Source organism: Flavobacterium lotistagni (assembly GCF_011392125.1).
Taxonomy (GTDB): Bacteria; Bacteroidota; Bacteroidia; order Flavobacteriales; family Flavobacteriaceae; genus Flavobacterium; species Flavobacterium lotistagni.
Genome location: NZ_JAAJBU010000008.1, coordinates 120,945 through 140,115, shown reverse-complemented (window position 1 = coordinate 140,115; position 19,171 = coordinate 120,945). Strand labels below are relative to the sequence as shown.

General features: G+C 36.6%; 27 protein-coding genes. All 27 read left to right on the top strand.

Annotated elements, in window-relative coordinates; all coding sequences use genetic code 11:
• Position 1: 1 nt before the first annotated feature.
• On the top strand, positions 2-607 hold the full coding sequence (locus G4D82_RS10440) for an AAA family ATPase (RefSeq protein ID WP_166337225.1): 606 nt from the start codon (positions 2-4) through the stop codon (positions 605-607).
• A gap of 12 nt (positions 608-619) precedes the next feature.
• Complete coding sequence (locus tag G4D82_RS10435) at positions 620-961, top strand: hypothetical protein (protein ID WP_166337224.1); 342 nt, start codon at positions 620-622, stop codon at positions 959-961.
• Positions 962-1,182: 221 nt separating this feature from the next.
• Positions 1,183-1,416: a hypothetical protein gene (locus G4D82_RS10430; RefSeq protein WP_166337223.1), complete on the top strand. Its 234-nt coding sequence runs from the start codon at positions 1,183-1,185 to the stop codon at positions 1,414-1,416.
• 122 nt (positions 1,417-1,538) lie between these two features.
• Entirely contained in the window at positions 1,539-1,865 is a 327-nt protein-coding gene (locus G4D82_RS10425; protein WP_166337222.1) for a hypothetical protein, read from the top strand.
• Between the two features lies 1 nt (position 1,866).
• Complete coding sequence (locus G4D82_RS10420) at positions 1,867-2,751, top strand: hypothetical protein (protein ID WP_166337221.1); 885 nt, start codon at positions 1,867-1,869, stop codon at positions 2,749-2,751.
• Positions 2,752-2,903: 152 nt separating this feature from the next.
• Positions 2,904-3,605, top strand: coding sequence for a transglutaminase-like domain-containing protein (locus G4D82_RS10415; protein ID WP_166337220.1), 702 nt, complete (start codon positions 2,904-2,906; stop codon positions 3,603-3,605).
• 12 nt (positions 3,606-3,617) lie between these two features.
• On the top strand, positions 3,618-4,301 hold the full coding sequence (locus G4D82_RS10410; RefSeq protein WP_166337219.1) for a hypothetical protein: 684 nt from the start codon (positions 3,618-3,620) through the stop codon (positions 4,299-4,301).
• 8 nt (positions 4,302-4,309) lie between these two features.
• Positions 4,310-4,894, top strand: coding sequence for a hypothetical protein (locus G4D82_RS10405; protein ID WP_166337218.1), 585 nt, complete (start codon positions 4,310-4,312; stop codon positions 4,892-4,894).
• A 29-nt stretch (positions 4,895-4,923) separates the two neighbouring features.
• Positions 4,924-5,481, top strand: a complete 558-nt coding sequence (locus G4D82_RS10400; protein ID WP_166337217.1) for a hypothetical protein — start codon at positions 4,924-4,926, stop codon at positions 5,479-5,481.
• Between the two features lie 54 nt (positions 5,482-5,535).
• The gene (locus G4D82_RS10395) at positions 5,536-5,910 is read left to right on the top strand and encodes a hypothetical protein (protein ID WP_166337216.1); all 375 of its coding nucleotides are present in this window, start codon (positions 5,536-5,538) and stop codon (positions 5,908-5,910) included.
• A 1-nt stretch (position 5,911) separates the two neighbouring features.
• Positions 5,912-6,187 (top strand): hypothetical protein, encoded by a 276-nt coding sequence (locus G4D82_RS10390; protein ID WP_166337215.1) that lies wholly within the window; start codon positions 5,912-5,914, stop codon positions 6,185-6,187.
• Between the two features lie 2 nt (positions 6,188-6,189).
• Positions 6,190-6,990 (top strand): hypothetical protein, encoded by an 801-nt coding sequence (locus G4D82_RS10385; protein ID WP_166337214.1) that lies wholly within the window; start codon positions 6,190-6,192, stop codon positions 6,988-6,990.
• Complete coding sequence (locus G4D82_RS10380; protein WP_166337213.1) at positions 6,987-7,181, top strand: hypothetical protein; 195 nt, start codon at positions 6,987-6,989, stop codon at positions 7,179-7,181. Before G4D82_RS10385 ends, G4D82_RS10380 begins: the two co-directional genes overlap by 4 nt.
• 235 nt (positions 7,182-7,416) lie before the next feature.
• Positions 7,417-7,911, top strand: a complete 495-nt coding sequence (locus G4D82_RS10375; RefSeq protein ID WP_166337212.1) for a hypothetical protein — start codon at positions 7,417-7,419, stop codon at positions 7,909-7,911.
• 2 nt (positions 7,912-7,913) lie between these two features.
• The gene (locus G4D82_RS10370; RefSeq protein ID WP_166337211.1) at positions 7,914-8,336 is read left to right on the top strand and encodes a hypothetical protein; all 423 of its coding nucleotides are present in this window, start codon (positions 7,914-7,916) and stop codon (positions 8,334-8,336) included.
• A 2-nt stretch (positions 8,337-8,338) separates the two neighbouring features.
• On the top strand, positions 8,339-9,046 hold the full coding sequence (locus tag G4D82_RS10365) for a peptidoglycan-binding domain-containing protein (protein ID WP_166337210.1): 708 nt from the start codon (positions 8,339-8,341) through the stop codon (positions 9,044-9,046).
• A complete protein-coding gene (locus G4D82_RS10360) occupies positions 9,043-9,189 on the top strand; it encodes a hypothetical protein (protein ID WP_166337209.1) in 147 nt (48 codons plus the stop codon). Before G4D82_RS10365 ends, G4D82_RS10360 begins: the two co-directional genes overlap by 4 nt.
• Positions 9,189-9,893: a glycoside hydrolase family 19 protein gene (locus G4D82_RS10355; RefSeq protein ID WP_166337208.1), complete on the top strand. Its 705-nt coding sequence runs from the start codon at positions 9,189-9,191 to the stop codon at positions 9,891-9,893. The genes G4D82_RS10360 and G4D82_RS10355 overlap by 1 nt, the downstream gene beginning before the upstream one ends.
• A 19-nt stretch (positions 9,894-9,912) precedes the next feature.
• Entirely contained in the window at positions 9,913-10,212 is a 300-nt protein-coding gene (locus G4D82_RS10350; RefSeq protein ID WP_166337207.1) for a hypothetical protein, read from the top strand.
• A gap of 111 nt (positions 10,213-10,323) precedes the next feature.
• On the top strand, positions 10,324-10,863 hold the full coding sequence (locus G4D82_RS10345; protein WP_166337206.1) for a hypothetical protein: 540 nt from the start codon (positions 10,324-10,326) through the stop codon (positions 10,861-10,863).
• Positions 10,854-11,324, top strand: a complete 471-nt coding sequence (locus G4D82_RS10340; protein WP_166337205.1) for a hypothetical protein — start codon at positions 10,854-10,856, stop codon at positions 11,322-11,324. Before G4D82_RS10345 ends, G4D82_RS10340 begins: the two co-directional genes overlap by 10 nt.
• 2 nt (positions 11,325-11,326) lie before the next feature.
• Positions 11,327-13,414 carry an ArdC family protein gene (locus G4D82_RS10335; protein WP_166337204.1) on the top strand — a complete coding sequence of 696 codons (2,088 nt, stop codon included), beginning with the start codon at positions 11,327-11,329 and terminating at the stop codon, positions 13,412-13,414.
• Between the two features lie 382 nt (positions 13,415-13,796).
• Positions 13,797-14,015 (top strand): helix-turn-helix domain-containing protein, encoded by a 219-nt coding sequence (locus G4D82_RS10330; protein WP_166337203.1) that lies wholly within the window; start codon positions 13,797-13,799, stop codon positions 14,013-14,015.
• A 2-nt stretch (positions 14,016-14,017) separates the two neighbouring features.
• Positions 14,018-16,366, top strand: coding sequence for a sensor histidine kinase (locus G4D82_RS10325; protein ID WP_166337202.1), 2,349 nt, complete (start codon positions 14,018-14,020; stop codon positions 16,364-16,366).
• 31 nt (positions 16,367-16,397) lie between these two features.
• The gene (locus G4D82_RS10320; protein ID WP_166337201.1) at positions 16,398-17,009 is read left to right on the top strand and encodes a hypothetical protein; all 612 of its coding nucleotides are present in this window, start codon (positions 16,398-16,400) and stop codon (positions 17,007-17,009) included.
• Entirely contained in the window at positions 16,981-17,574 is a 594-nt protein-coding gene (locus G4D82_RS10315; protein WP_166337200.1) for an HNH endonuclease family protein, read from the top strand. Before G4D82_RS10320 ends, G4D82_RS10315 begins: the two co-directional genes overlap by 29 nt.
• Positions 17,564-19,165 carry an Eco57I restriction-modification methylase domain-containing protein gene (locus G4D82_RS10310; protein ID WP_166337199.1) on the top strand — a complete coding sequence of 534 codons (1,602 nt, stop codon included), beginning with the start codon at positions 17,564-17,566 and terminating at the stop codon, positions 19,163-19,165. The genes G4D82_RS10315 and G4D82_RS10310 overlap by 11 nt, the downstream gene beginning before the upstream one ends.
• The last annotated feature ends 6 nt before the right edge of the window (positions 19,166-19,171 follow it).

Genomic DNA, 19,171 nt, shown 5'->3' with positions numbered 1-19,171 from the left:
CATGAGTTTACAGTACAACTATCCGGAGATTCTAACATGGTTGGAAAAGAAAGGCAAACAGGATTACGGGGAAAAGTTTCATTTCGCTGAGCACGACACTACCAACATCACAAAGCTTATAGCCTATTTTTTGAATGATGAAGCTAAAACCAAACTGTACGGAATTGACCTTACAAAAGGAATTTTATTGTCCGGGCCAGTCGGATGCGGAAAGACAACCTTAATGGCTTTGATGAAATATGTTACTAAGCAGGGCAATCGGTTTTATATCAAGAATTGTAGGGATATAAGCTTTGAATTTATCAAAGAAGGCTACGAGGTAATACACCGTTACAGTCGTGGCAATCAAGGTGAAAATAAGAATTATTGCTTCGATGATTTAGGGGTTGAGCAAAACCTGAAATACTATGGTAATGAATGCAATGTAATGGCTGAAATTATCCTTTCACGATATGATCTGTTCATTGCCAAGAAAGTTCAAACTCATTTAACGACCAACCTTTCCGCTTCTGAAATAGAAACCGCCTATGGTAACAGAGTCAGGTCAAGACTAAGGGGAATGCTTAACCTTATTGCCTTTGACAAGAATACTGGAGATAAACGATAACTAAACAACAACATGAAAATAGCATTAAAGAAAATCAAAATTGCAGACATCGAGATAATACAATCGGAACTGCTAAAATTTATCCGGCATAAGGTCGATAACATTGCCCATTGCAAGGATTATGAAAAGTATTGCAATGATATTATAGTCATTGACACCCTGCAAAGTATGTTTTTCATATTCAGGACGAAGATTGAAAGCAAAAAGCCAGTTGCAAATATTTCCCTCAGCCCAACACAATCAGTAATACTACTGTATTGTTGCCAATGGAAGCGAACAGAAAGAAGTCAGGAACAACACATTACGATGCAGTTCATTTCAGATATAATCCATCAAAAACTAACCAATATCTAAACACAAGCCATGAAATTAAAAAACCGCTTTAAAATAATTTATCTGAACCTATTCGCCATCGTACTTTGCTTTGCAATCATTATAAGCGCACCATTGCAATTTTTTGATTTCATTATCATGGGCAAAAATCGAATTTTGAAGTATTTGGAAGATAAGGTGTTTGGAATTCTGTTCCGCATAAATGATTTGAGAAAAAATATTTAAACTCAAATAATGTCGCTATGAATAAAAACAATAAAAAACCGCTTCCCTATTCAGTTACAAAATCGGAATTGATTCAGATGTACTGTGATCAGTTTAGTGAGGCGAAAATCAGAAAACAAATTAATGAAATCCTGAAAGAAAAGAATATTTCGAAGGATACTAAAATGATTCCTCACTTGGAGTTTATGGAGTTTGTAGAAACTTACGGATTGCCTAAAGGATATTATTATGATGACGATAATAACAGGTAATTTATAGAGATTATTTCTTAAATTCGAAACTAAATACATAATTACTTATCAATTTTTAAATGGCTTTATGATTGTTTGTTTGAATGTATACAAGTTTACAGAACGTTTATCTAAATTAAGATATGTCAAAAATTTCAAGAACAGGAAAAGATGGTAAAGAAATTTCTTTTCCATCAACAGGTTATATTTATCGAGAAGGTAAAGATGGAAGAGTTGTGCCTTTTCCATCAACAGGTTATATTTACAGAGAAGGAAAAAATGGTCGAGTTGTTGCTTTTCCTTCAACGGGGTATATATATCGAGAAGGCAAAGACGGACAGATTGTTGCTTTTCCTTCAACCGGTTATATTTATCGAGAGGGTAAAGATGGGCGTATTGTAGCCTTTCCTTCTACGGGTTATACTTATAGTGAAAACAGTCGAGGCAGAATTGTACCTAAAAAAAGATAGTATGTTGACATATAGCGAACTCATAGAGCTAAGAGATAAATTGACGAAAAATGAAATTCGATTAGAACTCGCAAAAACCCAATTTTGGGGAGATTTAAAAGAAGGACAAAGATCTTGGAATACAAAAGACTGGCAAGAAAGAAGAATCAAATTTCTTAAAGACAAATGTGAAATATGTAGTGGTACCGAGACTTTAACCGTACAGCATCTTTCTCACCCAAGAAAATACTCAGAATATCTGAGAGAAATAACAAGAAAATATGCCCAAGACCACATAGACACTAATCCACAAATAAACAAATCAGAATTTACTGATTACTTGCTAAAAAATCATGAGTACGAGCCCGTTCCATTATGTCCAAATTGTAAGAATAAAAATCCAAGCATAAGGGTAAAAAAAACTCCAAAATATCGTTGTGCTGATTGTAAGCACGAGTTTGATGAAGCAATTTATAGATCGGTAAACGAACTCATTTCCATTTTTTATGAAAATGAAGACGCATACGAAATTGTAGATAGATGTTTTGTCTCAAAGGATAAATGGAGAAATAAAAACAATTTATCAAGTGTTAGATATTGGATGCAAAGAGAACGTGCAAAAAATAAAGATTCTGAAACGATTGAGAAAGAGGCATTTTTACTTCATCTAAATGACTGCATCAAATATCTTTCCTTTGAAGATGCAATAACCGCTTGCAAAAAATGTGCATATAATTTTGATGTAAACGGAATGGAATTATGTCCTAAGTGTAAACAACATTACAAAGGACTTCAATATCCAACCTGTATTGAATGCTTACCAGAAGAAAGACGAAAAGCAGCATTAGAAAGTATTCAGTTCAGAAAAGAATGGCATGAAATGCATAAAAAACTTGGAATAGACTAAAGAACTTTTGCTGCCAATATTGCAATAGAATTGCAATATTATTTTAGCATATTTCCTCATACTCTTAAAATCCTTATAATACTTTACAATACCTCGCCATACCTCAAGGCGAGGTTTTTTTATTTCCAAAATTTGCTCAGGAAAGTTAGGAAATGAAAATGACCAAAAATGAAATCAACTTAATTCTAAAGCGCAGAATAAAAAACGGTGACGAGTTTAACCACCTGATTGAAAAACCGAAAGGACAAAAGGTAAAACTCAAAACTGGCGATACATTTTATTCAGTTTCCATGATGAAAGTATGGGTGGAAACTTTCTATAAACAGGTTGCCAAATTATCGCAAATCCTTAAAGGGAGAACCGTAAAAGATACTTGTGATAAGATTCATTACTTCCTGTATTATGACATCCAATATCAGGCGGATGGAGTGACACAGAATTTAAGAAGCCCTGCTAACAGTTGGTTTAATCGCCGTGAAGGAATTGATTGTAAAAGCTACTCGATTTTCGCCAGTTCGGTTTTGATGAATTTGGGAATCAAGCATTACATCAGGCAAATTAAACAGCCAAAGTTCAATCCAAAGCAGTTTACTCATGTTTATTTGGTTGTGCCATTCAATCAGGAAAGCGGAAAATTAGACGATGGACATTGCATTATTGACGGAACGATACAGAGTAACAAAGAGCCAAGTTATACCGATAAAAAAGATGTTTTTATGAATCAGAAACTGCCACACGTAGGGCTGAATTGCCCTTCACCAAAAAGAGGCTTGAAAGGTACATCAAGCAGAGTTAAAAAGAGAACAAGTGCCAAGAAAAGCAACACTACCAGCAGAAACAGATTTCCATTTTAAAAAAGACAGCGTATGATAATATTAGAAGAACAATCAGGATTAAATGCAGGATTAAACCGAGGGTTCAAAATCGGCAAATTCCTCAAAAAAAATGTGCGGTTAAAAAATGTTTCTATCAAGAACGCTATAAAAGTTGGTAAAGCCGTTGCCCCAATTGCTTCAACTGCCATGACCTTTATTCCAGGAGGTGGTATTGCCAGTAAACTAATGAACAGCAAAGTTGGGAAAATCCTAACCAAGGTAAAGAATGGAAAGGTGGTAAAGTTTGCAACTAAAATTGCAAATACTAAAGTTGGAAAATTAGCAATGGACAATGTGATAAAACCAACTGTCAAGAATGCTTTTTCCAACAATCAAATTGAAACTTCCGAACCAGTTGAAGTGATGCCAAATGCAACCCCTACGCCTGCCCAATTGGATACAATTGCACAGGTAAAAGGAATTCCGGCGGAATCCATATCTACAGGCACACCAACTGGTGAAGGAGTTCCAAATGATGCGCAGCTCGAAACCCTTTCCAGTGTAAAAGATATTCCGGTAGACAATTTAAGAGAAGAAGCAGCTACACAACGGGAAGCATCAAAAAATGAAAGCGGAGTATCTTCAGATAAACCCAATTACACGATTCCGATAGTTATCGGTGTAGGCGCAGTCGGAGCAATTCTCTTAGCCACAAGTTCAAAAAGTAATCAATAAATACAGACATGAAACAAGAATTAATAACAATCAGTTCTGCCGTTGCCGTTGGCGCTCTTTCAAGAGGTTTAACAGGCACTATGACCGAGACATCCTCCAACATGGTAAAAGGTGTTGTTAATGGCGCGGTTGCCTTTGGTGCGGGGTTTTTGGCAGTAAAAGTAAAAGGGAGCGATACTAAAAGTTCGCTTATGAGAGGTTCAGCAATTGGTGTTTCCATTGCTCACGGCTTAGAGCTTGTGAAGAATGTTTTTTCATCTGAGAAAATCGCTTCCAAACTAAACCCCGAATCGGCTATCGGAAGATTTATGCAAAAAGCGGCTGGTCTTTCAGGAGCGGTTAACGGATTAAACGGATATATCGATGCTTATGGCAATTACCATGAAGACGGATTGGGTGGCTACATTGATGTCAACGGCAATTATGTAGAAGATGGGCTGAACGGCTATGATGAAGGTTTGGGCGGCTACATCGATGAAAACGGAAATTATGTTGAAAGCGGATTGAGTCTTTATGAAGATGATGGCTTAGGAGCTTATGATGAAGATGGTTTAAATGCCTACATCGATGAAGACGGAAACTATATCATGTAATCAAAAAAGTAAACTTTAATTATACAACAATGGAAAATAGAAATCCACAACTGCAAAGGGCAATCAAAGTTTTGGGAGCAAGACAACGCCAATATGCACAATCCGCAAGGCCGCAGGCAACCAAGTTGGTTGACAAAACTTTCTACTTGAACGTAAAAATTGACGGCATGAGCGGAATTAACCAACTCGTTGATTCCAATACCAAAAAACTTGTTGGTGTCACCAATTTTGACGGAAACCTTTTGAACTCCGGGCGTGATGTTGTCATTGATTCCATTCGTGCTCTATTTACCTCAGTCGGAGCAGGTGTAGAAAGTGCGAATTGGCAAAATGCAGAAAAAATTCCTGCTGAATTGCAGAATGCCGATTTAAGGCTTATCCAAACCAATGACATGCTTATTGATTTGCCGATGACCGATACTCAAAACTTCAAGGATGCAGACCATAGACCAATTGCAACTACGCCGCTTTTAAGAGCTAAAGAAGAATTCAAACTGGAATTGGAATTTCCTAAAGGTGTTACAGTTCCAACCGGGAAACCACTCTTTATGCGATTGGAGTTCCGAGTTACAGAAGCGAAAAAATAATATTCAGATTCAAAAGCCATAGTCTGAAACTATGGCTTTTAAAAACCAAAGAGCATGAGACAGATTCAATATGTCGCAAAAGCGATAATAAGACCTGGAGAAAGTGATACCTCTGTAAACTTCAAACTTCCAACAGGCTTTACTACGGGAGCGGCACTTTATACCAATGGCGTTGAAAAGACTGTTAACGCAATGGCATCAATTGAAATGAAAGATGACAATAGCATTGCAATTGTTCCATCGGTTCATATCGACAACTGGAGGCAGTCAAACGGCGGGGAATATGAGAAAAGCTTTAAGCCAATGAATTTCGATACCGGAAACAAGGACTATTCTTTGATTTTCACTTTAGACGAAAAGCTTCAAGGCGATGCCCCATTAAAATTTCATGTGGTATTCCTGTATAACAATAATATCCAAAGAATGTAAAATGTTTGTAGAATCAGCTTTTATAACAAGAGAGTACCGAGAAGAACAAATCCCGATTTTGGAGAATATTACCTCGCTCTGCGTTCTCAATAAAGGCAACAGCATTGCAATTGTTAATGGAGTAAGCATTTATCCAACGCAGAAGCAAATCCTGATTGTGCCTGATGGTACATTTTCAAAGGTGCAATTAGAAGTTACTTACGCCAATACCGACAACAAAAAACGAAATCCGATACCACAAAACAAAATACTACTTATCTACAAGAAACTAATGTAAGGATGGAGCGATTAGATGATTTGATGGATAAGCTGAATAGTGACAAATTTTGTGCTGTCACCGTTTACGACAGGAATACTTCAAAGCCAATTTACCGGAACGTAACCCATGAGCAAATTAAAAATGAATATGGTTCATCAGAGGATTTCTTTGAAAAAGTTTTTGCTGAAGGACATTCAAAAATAACGCTTCAGGAGAAACGAAAAAATGGGATTAATGCTTTTAAGATTGAGGGAGAAGCTTTCGATGTGACTTTCGGGGAATCAAAATCAAACGATAATGAAGATGAGCCTATGCAGGAAGCTAAAAAAAAGAAGAAAAAGAAGAAAAGCGGATTGATGGGTTTGGGAATTGCCGAAATCTTCGACTTGAAATTACAGGCACATGACCGCTCGGAACTTGCACGGAAACTGGAAGAATCAGAAAAGCAAAATCGGGAACTCAAAGCCAAAAACGATGAGCTGACCGAAGAAAAATTGCAACGGAGATATACCAAAGAAAGCAATGACAGCTTGAACAATATGCTTTTGGGCGTAGTAAAGCAAGCTCCATTAATATTGAAGGGATTGGGTTTTAATGTGCCTGTTGAGAGTAACGGTTTAGCAATGGCTTCAGCCGAAGATTTGGATGATTCGAATTATTCGGATGCAAAAAAGGCTTTCCTGGACATAATCAAAACCCTTGACGATGATACCATAGTCCTGCTATCTGTCATTTATCAGAAAATCAACGAGAAGTCCGAAGACAATCTCTTTTCACAGGAATTGTTCGGGCTATTACAAAAACACCAAATGTTAGTATGAGTACAATCAGCATAAAAACAAAAGAGACGAATCCATTCAAGGTACAGAAAAAAGCAAAACTGCTTCAGGAGTTAGCAGATTTGGATAACGAAGTTTTAGAGAAACTCGCAGAACTGAAGAAATCCAAAAAAGCCATTGCAATGGTTACTGACACGCAGAGTTGGCAAACCATCAAAGAGTTTATCATGTAGATCAATAAAACAGCATTGATTTGGAAATGTAAGATTAGAAGTGTCTATCATTTAAAGAATGTGTAAAAACTCATCCAACCAACAGGGGTTGGTTTAAGGTAAAACACGATGGAATGCGTGACCTACTTCGGTAGAGGGTGATAGTCCTGACCATTTTAAAAACTTTAATCCAATCTTGAAAAGAACCTGCAAAGGAGTGAAATAGATTCCCTGTTGCCAATGCCAAAAAAGAAAAATGAAAAGACAAGGTTTACACAATCCGGCAATAATGGCTGTCGCATCGTCTCCGCAAGGGCAAAAGGCAATCGCCAATACACTTGAAACTGCCAATGCCGGAGTGAATGCGACAGTCTCAATCGTTAAGGGAGTCTTGAAAATGGGGCTTTTTGTGGGTGTGGGATATTTTGCCTATCGGAAAATCTTTGGTGGGTTTTCTCCGCTCAAAGAAAATAAAAGGGATAAGCCAAGTAATATCTCAACGGGAATGGCAAAGAATAAAGCTGAAGCGATATATAGTGCCATGTATGGAATGGGAAACGGCTTTAAATCAGTTAAGCAAAACCTAATGGGGATTAATGCTAATGGGTTTGTGAGAATCCACAATGCTTTCGGGCTTAGAAAAGGTATTAATCCATTATCCAAGAAAATGACTTTGATTGAATGGTTTGGCGACCAATTCAGCCAAAATGAACTAATGGAATTGCGCTTTATAATTCCCAACTTTTTTTAATCATGGACAGTTCAAAAATTCTGCCTATCTCAGTTGGTGTTGCGGGATTGGGAATATTGCTTATTGCCATTTCTCAGGCAAAAAAGGATAAAAACGGTAATGCTTACCTGAATCAGGGAATAAGTACGGAAAGCTTCAATGCAAAAGAAATAGCCACGGTGCTTTATGATGCAATGAAGGAAGCCAATTTCACTAATACCGAAAAGCGCAAAACCATCTTTACCACGCTTACAGGAGTAAGTCAAGCGCAGTTTTCATGGGTCATTAAAGCTTTCGGAAGCAGGTATTACAACACACTGACAGGTAATACTTATTTCGCCTTGTGGCAAACCCCAACAAAGCATCCATTAAAAGTATGGCTCAAAGAAGAACTTAGCGACAGTGACTATAATTTATTGAAATCGAATTACCCAAAATATTTATAAGAATGACCACAGAAGATAAAATTTGGATTGGCGGCGGCATCGCTCTTGCTATCGGAGGTGGCATCTACTACTTTGTTCAGAAGAAAAAGAACGATGAAGAAATACTCCAGGAACCTGAAGCAGATTTAAGTGAGCAGCCTACACCGAAACCAATAACAACTATAAAAATACCAAAAGCGGCAACTGCCCCTATTGTTCCGGTTAAAGCTGTTGTAACTCCGCCAGTCAGGACAGCCGACACCTTTAACTATAATATCGGTCAGGAAGTAATGGCATCGGGATTCAACGGCACAAAAACTTACGATGCCAGAAGAATGGCAGACGGGAATTATACCAGTGAGGGAATCCGAAAAGCAACTTTCAAAAAAGGCGATAAAATCGGGAAAATTATTTGGGTTGGCAAAAGACCTGATGGAACATTCCGTTACGTCGTGCAAAGAGACGGTGCTTTCCTGAATGACATTTACTGGATTACCGACCATAGTGTTATAACACCGATCGGGAAAATACTGCCGACTACTCCCGCAATCAATGCTCCTGCCGGTAGCGATAAATACAAACTGCTTAGAAAAGGAAGCAAAGGTATTGAAGTAAAGGCGTTGCAAGCGTTGCTGAAAGTTGCCGCTGATGGCGACTTTGGAAGGAATACAGAAAATGCTCTTTTCACTCAAAAGGGAGTAAAACAAATCAGGCTTAAAGATTGGAAATGATGAACACAAACACAGGAATATTAATCGGATTGGGCGTTGTAGGCGCACTTATCATAGCTTCAATGGGCAATGATGAACAGCCAAAAAAAGAAAGCAAACCAGTTGAAAAGCCCGAAGTAGAACCTAAAAAAGTGCAATTGTAATGGAGTTTTTATTGTCAAATAGTACACCATTCCTGAAAGTCTTTAAGAAATATGCAATCAATACACCCAAACGTATTGCACATTTTTTGGCACAACTTCACGAGGAAACAGGTGGATTTATCAGGCTTTCCGAAAACCTGAATTATACACCTTCAGGACTTATTGAAACGTTCGGAACAAATCAAATTTCAGCAGCACAGGCTAATCTTTACGGCAGGACTTCACAGCACAAAGCCAATCAGGAAGCCATTGCCAATATTGTTTATGGCGGAGCGTGGGGAAAAAAGAACCTGGGTAATACCCAAGTCGGTGATGGATGGCGTTTCCGTGGTCGTGGCTTAATCCAACTGACAGGCAGGGCAAATTATCAGGCATACAAAAACTATTCAGGAGTTGATGTAATAACAAATCCTGATTTGGCTTCCCGCCCTGACATTGCCATTGATATTGCAGGTTGGTTCTGGAGTGTTCGGTATAATCTGAATCCGATTGCTGACAGCAACAATATTACATCCATCACCAAAAAAATCAATGGTGCGCTCACCAATTTTTCCGAGAGGGTCAAACAGCTAAACTATTACACAAGCATTGACACTTTCGGGATATTAAAAAAAAAAGCGAAGCCGAGAACGGTCAATAACAAGAGTAAAACTGATTATAGCTTCTACAACCCTTTTACTAGGTTGCTCAATTTTAGCTTTTAAACTCACTAAAGCATAGGATATGTTACCAATAGAAACCTTACTAAATTATTTCTTGGGTTCAACAACGCTGATTTCAATATATATCGCTTGGCGTTCCCGAAACTCGGAACTGAAAAAGAATGAAGCTTCAGCATTGGAAGCTATCGATTCGATTTATACCAAAATGTCAATCGTAACCGATAAAAAATTTGAGGAAATGCAACGGATTATTGATGCTAATACTATTGAAATCCGAAACCTCAAAGAGCAGCTTCAGGAATATCAAAAAAAGTGTGCCGGTTGCCTGAATAATAAAGACAATGAAAAGGCAAATCCTTAACAAAATCATCGGAGCAGTCAGCGTGTATTATGGGATTGATTTATTCCAAATAATTGAATCTTTAGAGTTACTTCTTTTCAAAATTAAAAATCACTTCAAAAAACCAAAGCCATGAAAAAGCTAATGTATATAACTGTGTTACTCTTTTCCTGCATTCTCATTACTGGTTGTTCTTCAGCTAAAAAAATGAAACAGGAAACCACCCTGATTAAAAGCGACATTCAGAAAAAAGACAGTATAAAAAATACCGTAGTCAATCAGGAAATCGAGGATAGACTGATTACACCAATTATCCAGAGTAATACAGGAAATGCCTCGCTTGACAATTTAGTAAATGCAAAAGTTGATGAAATTCTATCCAAGCTAAATACCTCCAAAAATTCGGGAGATAACGGTTATAAACTAATTTATGATAAGCTTAAAAAACAATTGGAGTTTTATGCCCGGATAGCACAAACCCAAAGTGAAAATACTGTTGTCAATAATCAAAACGACAAGATAATTATCCAGGAGAAAAAGATCCCTGTCGAAGTTATCAAACCGCTCTCAAAACTGGAAAAATCTTTAATGGGATTGGGTCTGTTGGCACTTCTCTATATCGGAATGAGAATCGTCTTTTTCATTCGCAAAAAAACAAGCGTATGGGCATAAAGACAAAACATATTATCGTCGGCGGGGCGATTTTAGGTATTGGCGCAATATGGTATAGCAGTAAGCTAAACAAGTGGAAAGAAACCATGACTAAACTAAAAGCCATTCCAACAGGATTGAGAAACTTTGACATTAATTTCAAGCGGATGCGCTTCAATTTGGATGTTACCCTGTACAATCCTACAAGTGATAATTTCAGCCCTGATGGAATTATTGCGATAGTAAAACGAATCATCCTGAAGGACAAAACCGAAAAACGGATTGCCACTATTACCGTCAACAAATCTTTTATCTCAATTCCCGCTAAAGGAAAATTTGTATTAAAGGATTTGATTGTGGAAATCCCAGTATTGGAAAACATTTCCAACTGGCAAAACCTATCAAAAATAAGAAGCGTGAATGACATTCAAATAGAAACGATTTTGAGTGTCTTGGGCAAAGAATATTCCATAATCAAGTAAACATGGATTTAGTTACTGAATTTAATAATCTCAACGGAGCAACCGTAGAACGCTCAATTTTAAAAGCCCTTTTAGCAAAAGCCAAAAGACAAAACCATTCGGTTATTGCAAATCGCCTAAGTCGAGTTTTGGAGCAAAACAATGACAAACTTTTTACCATTGAGATTGCCAATTTCATTGAACCGATTGGACTTAGTGGCGCAGACCAAAGTATCATTCTACCGACATTGGAATATATCTCGGAAGAAGACAGCGAGGGCTTAAATGGGGTTGCGCAGGATGATATTTATAGCTACATCACAGATTTAATCATTAATACCATTGAAACAGTTGGTCATTTGCCTTGGCAAAAAGATTGGGTGGGTTCAGGTGCTGATGGCACAGCTAAAAATTATGTGAGCAAGAAGGAATATACCGGAGCAAATTTCCTATTGAATTTCGATATAAAATTTGACAAAGAAGGCAAAGGATATTTAGTGCCGATAAAATTCATTCAGCCATATTACCTAACATTTAATCAAATTAAAGACACAGGAGCAAGCCTAAAAAAAGACAGCAAAGCAAGGCGTGTGATTTACTACACGATGATTTTCAGTTTTGATAATGGCACTTTACAAATCAAGACTACCGACAGGGAGAAGTTTACAGAATTTGTCAAAGCCAACGGACTTACTAAAGAAGATTTGAACAAGTATCTGAAGAAGATTCCAGTTATAAAATATTACAATGTCTTCAGGGCGGATGATTGTACTGGGTTGAAATTCCCTGAAGCAATCGGCAACAAAAATGTAGATCCTATCGAACAGGCGCAAAACCTTATTGATGGTTATAAAAATCCGCCTGTTTATACGTTTGTCGGCGACAAGGCATATTATCAGCCAGCAACAGATAAACTCAACATGCCAAACATCAAAGCTTTCAAAAAAGAAGCTTCGTATTACTGTACTTATTTCCATGAATTAACCCACTCGACAGGCGCTAAGAAAAGATTGAACCGAGATATGACGGGAATGTTTGGCAGTAAGAGTTATGCCTTTGAAGAACTCATTGCAGAGTTGGGAGCGGTTTTTATGTGTTCTGAAGCAGGGATATTATTTCAAACCAGAGAAAATTCGGCAAAATATCTTAAAAATTGGAATAGTGTTTTGGTTTCGGAACTGGAGAATGATAATCGCTTTTTCCTAAAAGCTTCAGCGCAATCACAAAAAGCAGTCAACTACATTTTAGGCAGAAATAGCGATACTGAAGAGTCTACGGTCAAAGAACCGGCAAAGAAAAATGTTTCAAAAAAGCCAGGAAAGAAAAAAGTTTCTCGGAGCAAGAAAGTAGGACTTTCGGTAAGTGTAAAAGTGACAAAAACATCCGCTCCGGAAAGAGTAAAAAAAGTTGTTTCCAATCAGGATAAAAGCTTGAATGCACTTGAAAAATTGGGTTTTGTTTCTGCCGGAACTGCGCCAACAGAGGCTAAGGATGTTTTCGTTTTGGGTGGCGAAATTGGAAAGTTCCTGCAAAAGCAACAGCCACATAAAGCACTTATCCTGATTAAAGGCAATAAGCACAGTTCAAAGTCGCAACTCGCCATGCAGATTGCCAATGCTTTTGGAGAGGAAGAAATACCTGTTGCCTACATAGATTATGAGCAAGGCGGTATCGAGAGTAAAGATACTTTAGACAGCATAAACAGGAACACAACTGAGAAAGGAAGACGGTATGTAGCCATAAAAGGTTATTTGGAAAAACCATTTGAGGAATTGCAGGATTTCTGCAAAATAGTCAAGGTCATAATAGCGGATTCCGTTACTGATTTAAAAATTACAGCTGACCAACTGAATTATTTAAGAACAACTTATCCCAAAATAATTTGGTGCTTCATTTCTCAGGTAAAAGAAAACGGTGCCATGTATGGTGGCAATAAAATGGCGCATAATCCTACTTCAGTAATTCATTGTTCCTCACATCCCGATCCAAAAGAACGGTTTGCAACATTGGAGAAAAACCGGGGCAATGACCTCACTTTGAAATATTCGATGTACTATAAAAAGTTAGTAGGTCAACCCAAAAAAAGAAAATTATCATTTAAAGTCAAATAATTAAAATTCAAAAATCATGGTAAGCAAAAAAGCAAAATCGAAAAACAAAAAAAGAATCTCGGCAAAAAAACTATGCAGCAGCGTAATTAAGAGAGAGGGAGTAAAAAGAGACGGAACTCTGAAAAAGGGTTACCGCTATATCAAGGGCGGTAGAGTTGTAAAGGCGAAAGCAAAGAAGTAGTTTAATTGTTTGGTAGAAGCCATGTTGCAATAAGTAGCGTGGTTTTTTATTTATAAATATTTAATTAATAACATGGCATTGAAAATTTTAGATTAGTTTTATTAATTTAAAACTTTCAATACTACCTATAAATTAGACTATATTATCCCGAAAATCCAAATACTTGTCCATTTTTTATATATTTGTGTCAAACATTTCAATATGACCGAAATCGGGAAGTTTTTAAGTAAAAAATCTGTAAATAAAGCGGAAATTTCAAGAAAAACGGGAATCAGTGCATCAAGGTTAAGCGAGTTAAGTTTACGAGATTCTGCACGATTAACAGTTGATGAATTGTATCTAATAGCACTCGCAATGGACGTAGATCCTTCATCAATAATAAAAGATGTTTGTAAAAACTTGAAACTTCAAAATCAATAAATATGGCACAAGTTCCTTTTACTGTTTCCGCAAGAACAGCTCGCTTGATCGGTCAGGAAAACTTCGCGAATGCGGGTGGGGCTATTATTGAATTAATTAAAAATTGCTATGATGCAGATTCAAAGTTTGGAATTATTATTATTGATCCGATAGAGGACCAAATATTCATTCTTGACAGTGGTACTGGAATGACAATGGAAAAAATATTAAGTCATTGGATGATTATCGGAACTGATGACAAGTTAGATGATCCCTACACACTTGAGGAAAGAGTTAAAACCGGAGCTAAAGGAATAGGAAGATTTGCAATTGATCGACTAGGTTCAAAATGCAAAATGTTAACAAAAACTTTTGATAGAGAGAAAGTAATAGAATGGAAGGTAAATTGGGAGGAATTTAATAAAAAATCAGCAGTCATTTCAGATGTAAAAGCTGACTTAGACGATACCGAATTTACAAGTATCAAAACTATAGCGGCGGAAATTTTGACAGATTTCGATATTGATACTGAAATATTAAAAGATTGGTTACTTGAGGAAGGAACTATAATTCAAATTACAGAACTTCGTGACGATTGGTATGAAAAAAGTGTAGATGCTTTGTACTCCAATTTGGAGCTATTAGTACCGCCCAAAGCTATTTCTAAATTTGACATATATCTTTATTCAACTTTAGATCCAGAGAAATATGGTTTCGTTAACTCAACAGTCTGTGACGACTACGATTATAAAGTTGCAGCCAAGTGTGATGATTCGGGGAACCTAAGCATAAACGTTGAGCGGAACGAATTAAATATTGAAGATTTAAAACAATTAGATTTTTTCAATTCTGAAATAGCAACGAATTCTCCAAATCTGTATGGACCAAACACTTTCGATGAAACTGGTTATACAATAAATACAACGTTAGAAAACTTGTTAGCTGGATTTAAAGATGTCGATAATAATCTGAAAAAGATTGGCTCTTTTGAGTTTGAATTCTACTTTTTAAAGCGAGGCGGTGGTCAGGAAAAAGATGAAATAAAAAAATATCCCTACAAAATTGTTAACTATAGAGACCGCGCAAAATGGTTAAATGAATTTGGAGGAATTAAGCTGTTTCGGGATTATTTTAGAGTTCGCCCCTATGGTGAAGTAAAAAGCAATTCATTCGACTGGCTCGACTTAGGAAAAAGAGCTTTGCAAAACCCTACAGTGACAAGACCTGGTTATAAAGTTAGACCACAACAAACGTATGGTATTGTTAATATTTCCAGAATTCATAATCTAAATTTTGAAGATAAATCAAGTCGGGAAGGCATACAGGAAAGTGATGCGTTCGCAGTATTTAAAAATATTCTGATTGAAATCATCGGAATATTTGAAAACGACAGAAATCAAATCATGATGTCGTTGAAAAAGATTTTTGAAGATAACAATAAAGCCGAGGAAGCGAGAAAAAAAGCTGCCGAAAAAGCAAAAGCTGCAAGTGAAAATGCAAATAATGGTGGCTCAGGTTCAAATACTGGCACTTCGGATTCTGATACTACAGAAGATGATAATGAAACCTACGTACAAGGTATATTAGCGTTCGAAGAAGAGAATGATGAACTAAAAGATGAACAAAAGTTACTTCGTGTATTAGCAAGTGCGGGAATGATAGTTACTTCATTTGCACACGAGTTGAAAAATATGAGTGACAGTTTACTACCGAGAACAACTGATTTAAGGTTAATACTTAATGATATTATCGACCCAGAAAAACTGAAACTACTCCCCGAAGAATTAAACCCTTTTATCTTAATTGATGACATTCAGGACCAGGATAAAAAATTAAAGCATTGGTTGGATTTCTCGTTGGGCGCAGTAAAAAAAGATAAAAGAACTCAAAAGAATATCGACCTTGTTGATTACTTAACAAAATTCGAAAGACTATGGGACTCAATTTTAAAGAAAAAGAAAGTTGAATTTTCGGTCAAGAAGGGAGTTTTTTCGGAAGTATTCTTTAAAGGACATGAAATTGATTTAGATAGCATTTTTAATAATTTAATTTCAAACTCCGTTGATGCTTTCAACAGGTCTGACGCTTCAGATATTAGAAAAATTGAATTTAGTTTTGATTATGACATAAAAACCGGAATCAACGTAGTTTATGAAGACTCAGGTCCTGGACTAGACCCACGTATAACCGACCCAAATAAAATTTATCAACCATTTTACAGTACTAAGAGAGACGATCACACAGGAGAGCAAAATGGCACTGGCTTAGGAATGTGGATTATGAAATCTGTAGTAGATGAATACAAAGGAACAATCAGGCTAACCAAAATTAGACCTGGCTTTCAAATAAAAATTAACCTACCCGCAAATTAATATGAGTTACAGAGTTGCATATATAGACGAAATGGATACTGACATACGCTCTTTTAAGCGTAGTGTATTGCTCCGCGCCCTTGAAAAATTTGAGGTAGTTGCAATAAAACCAAAAGCTTCAATTGAAGAAACAATTGCCGAGATTTTCGATTCGTCAGTTGATGCAGTAGTAGCTGATTTTAGGCTATCCGAAGAAGACCCAACTGTTCATTATAACGGCTCTGATGTCATTAAAGGAGTAATAGAAGTTCGAGCGGAATTTCCCGTATTTATTTTAACTTCTTTTGAAGATGACGCTATCGACAAAGGGTTTGATGTAAACATAGTTTATGAGAAAAAAGATATTCAGGAGTCTCCCAAATTTTTTGAAAAAGTCATAACACAAATCAAGAAGCATATAGCCAAAATTGAAAATGCAGAAATTCGTATCAAAGAATTAATTATAAAAAGGCAAACTGAACCACTTACTTTATCAGAAGAAGAAGAATTGATTGAACTTGATGCACTAGTCGAAAAATCTTTAGACAAAAGAAATGCAATACCACCAAGCCTCAAAGCTAATACGAATGCAGAAAGGCTTAACACTCTAATTGAGAAAACAGATGCGTTGATTAATGAAATTAAGTCCAAAAAGAATGAGTAAGCCGCTGTTTAGAGAGAGTGCTCCTGTAAGAAGTTATACAGGTCCAATTTTAAATCCGTATCAGAAATATAAAACATTTTTGGTGGACGATTTTAATAAGCGTTGCGGTTATACAAATTGCCACCATATCTGGTTTGGTGGAAAACAGTGTTTTCACATAGATCATGTCAAACCAAAATCAAAAAACCCGGAACTTTTAAATGATTATAAAAATTTAGTTTATTCATGTTCCTATGTGAATATGGCCAAAGGAGATGATGATAATGATTATCTGGATCCAGTTAATGATGATTATAATTTACACTTCTATAGGGATGAACATGGTAATATTTACCCAAATGCAGATTCTCCAAGGGCAAATTATATGTACACTAAATTAAAATTATATCTCGGAAGATATCAGATAATTTTCATGCTTGATAAGCTTCGAGACAAAATGAACGAAGTAAAAAATTTAATAGAATCTCTCGAAGACGGAGAAGACAAAACAAGATTAAAGTTAGTTCAAAGCGATCTGGCCTCTGAATTTTTGAATTACTTAAATTACCTTGAAGTTGGACAATAAAAAAAAAACAGGCTCATATTATACTCCTACAAGATTGGCAAATCTTGTGACCGATTATTGCCTTGTCCGTCTGGCAGGTCAGGCAGATATATCCATTATCGAGCCTAGTGTTGGTGATGGTGCATTTTTATCTTCAATTTCCAATAGTGTTCACTTACCGAATTTCAATAGCGTGAATCTAACGATTGTTGAAAAAAATGAAGAGGAAATCAATAAGGCACTTCAAATACCGCTCAATCCAAATATACAGCTTCAGTCATTTAATGAAGATTATCTGGAATTTCATTTCAGGGACAACAACCGCTATTCGCTTTATCTCGGGAACCCACCTTATGTGAAGAAAACCCTTCTTGACGAAGAACACAAAAACCTGGCAAAATTAATCCATGCAGAGAAGTTGCTTTCCGACAAGAGCATCAATAACATTTGGACATCATTTGTGGTAAGTGGGGTCAGTAAACTGGCCGATAATGGGATGATGGCGCTTATATTACCATTGGAATTGCTTCAGGTGAAATTTACTGAGGAAATACGGAATCTCCTTAAAGCTGAGTTTCAGAGAATGGAGATTTTTACATTCAATGAATTGCAATTCCAGGAATGCAAAGGTCAGGATACCGTACTGCTGATCGGATATAAACAGCATGAAAATGCTGGTACTTTCTACACAAACATTTCCTCACTTGACGATCTGGAGAATGGTAATTATGTCTTTAACAGAAATACCGCAGTATCAGATTCAGACAAGAAATGGACACATCACTTAATCACACCCGAAGAATATGAATTCTTGGAATCCATAAAGTCGAGGTTAAATCTTGTCAGCCACCATTTAAACAATAAGCCGGGCATTGTTACAGCGGCCAATAAGTTTTTTATAGTAAACAGGGATACGGTAGAACAATTCAATCTGCACAACTACATTCGTCCGATTGTCCAGAAAGGTTTTTTCGTAAATGGTTCTATTTCGTTCAATGACAACAATTTCCAAAATCTTGTCAATGGCAATAAGCCTGCTTACCTCTTGGATTTTAACCCGATGGAAGATAATCAGATAACTGAAGATATAAGTACTTATTTGGCAGCTGGTGTCGAAATGGATTTGCCAAACGGCTTTAAATGCAAACAAAGAAACAAATGGTACCAGGTTAATAATATTGCAGAGATTCCGGCCGCCTTTTTCTTTAAGAGAGCACATGAATATCCTAAATTAATAAGGAATGATGCCAATGTCTTGGTTACTGACAGCGCCTACAAAATTGAAATGATTAACGGATTTGAATTGAATAATTTTATCTACTCATTCTACAATTCACTTACATTGGCCTACGCCGAATTGGAGGGAAGGTATTATGGAGGTGGCGTTCTGGAATTGACACCTAATGAATTCAGGATACTTCCTGTGCCATACACCGTCTGCAATAATTTTGCAGAGTATGAGATTGCGTTTGCAAATAAAAATTCCATCCAAGACGTTTTGACCCAAAACAACTATGCCATCTTGAATGGTTCTTTAGGATTGTCAGTCGAAGAAATCAACAGGATTGAATTGATTCGTCAACAGCTTATAAATAAACGCCAACGAAATTAGTAACAT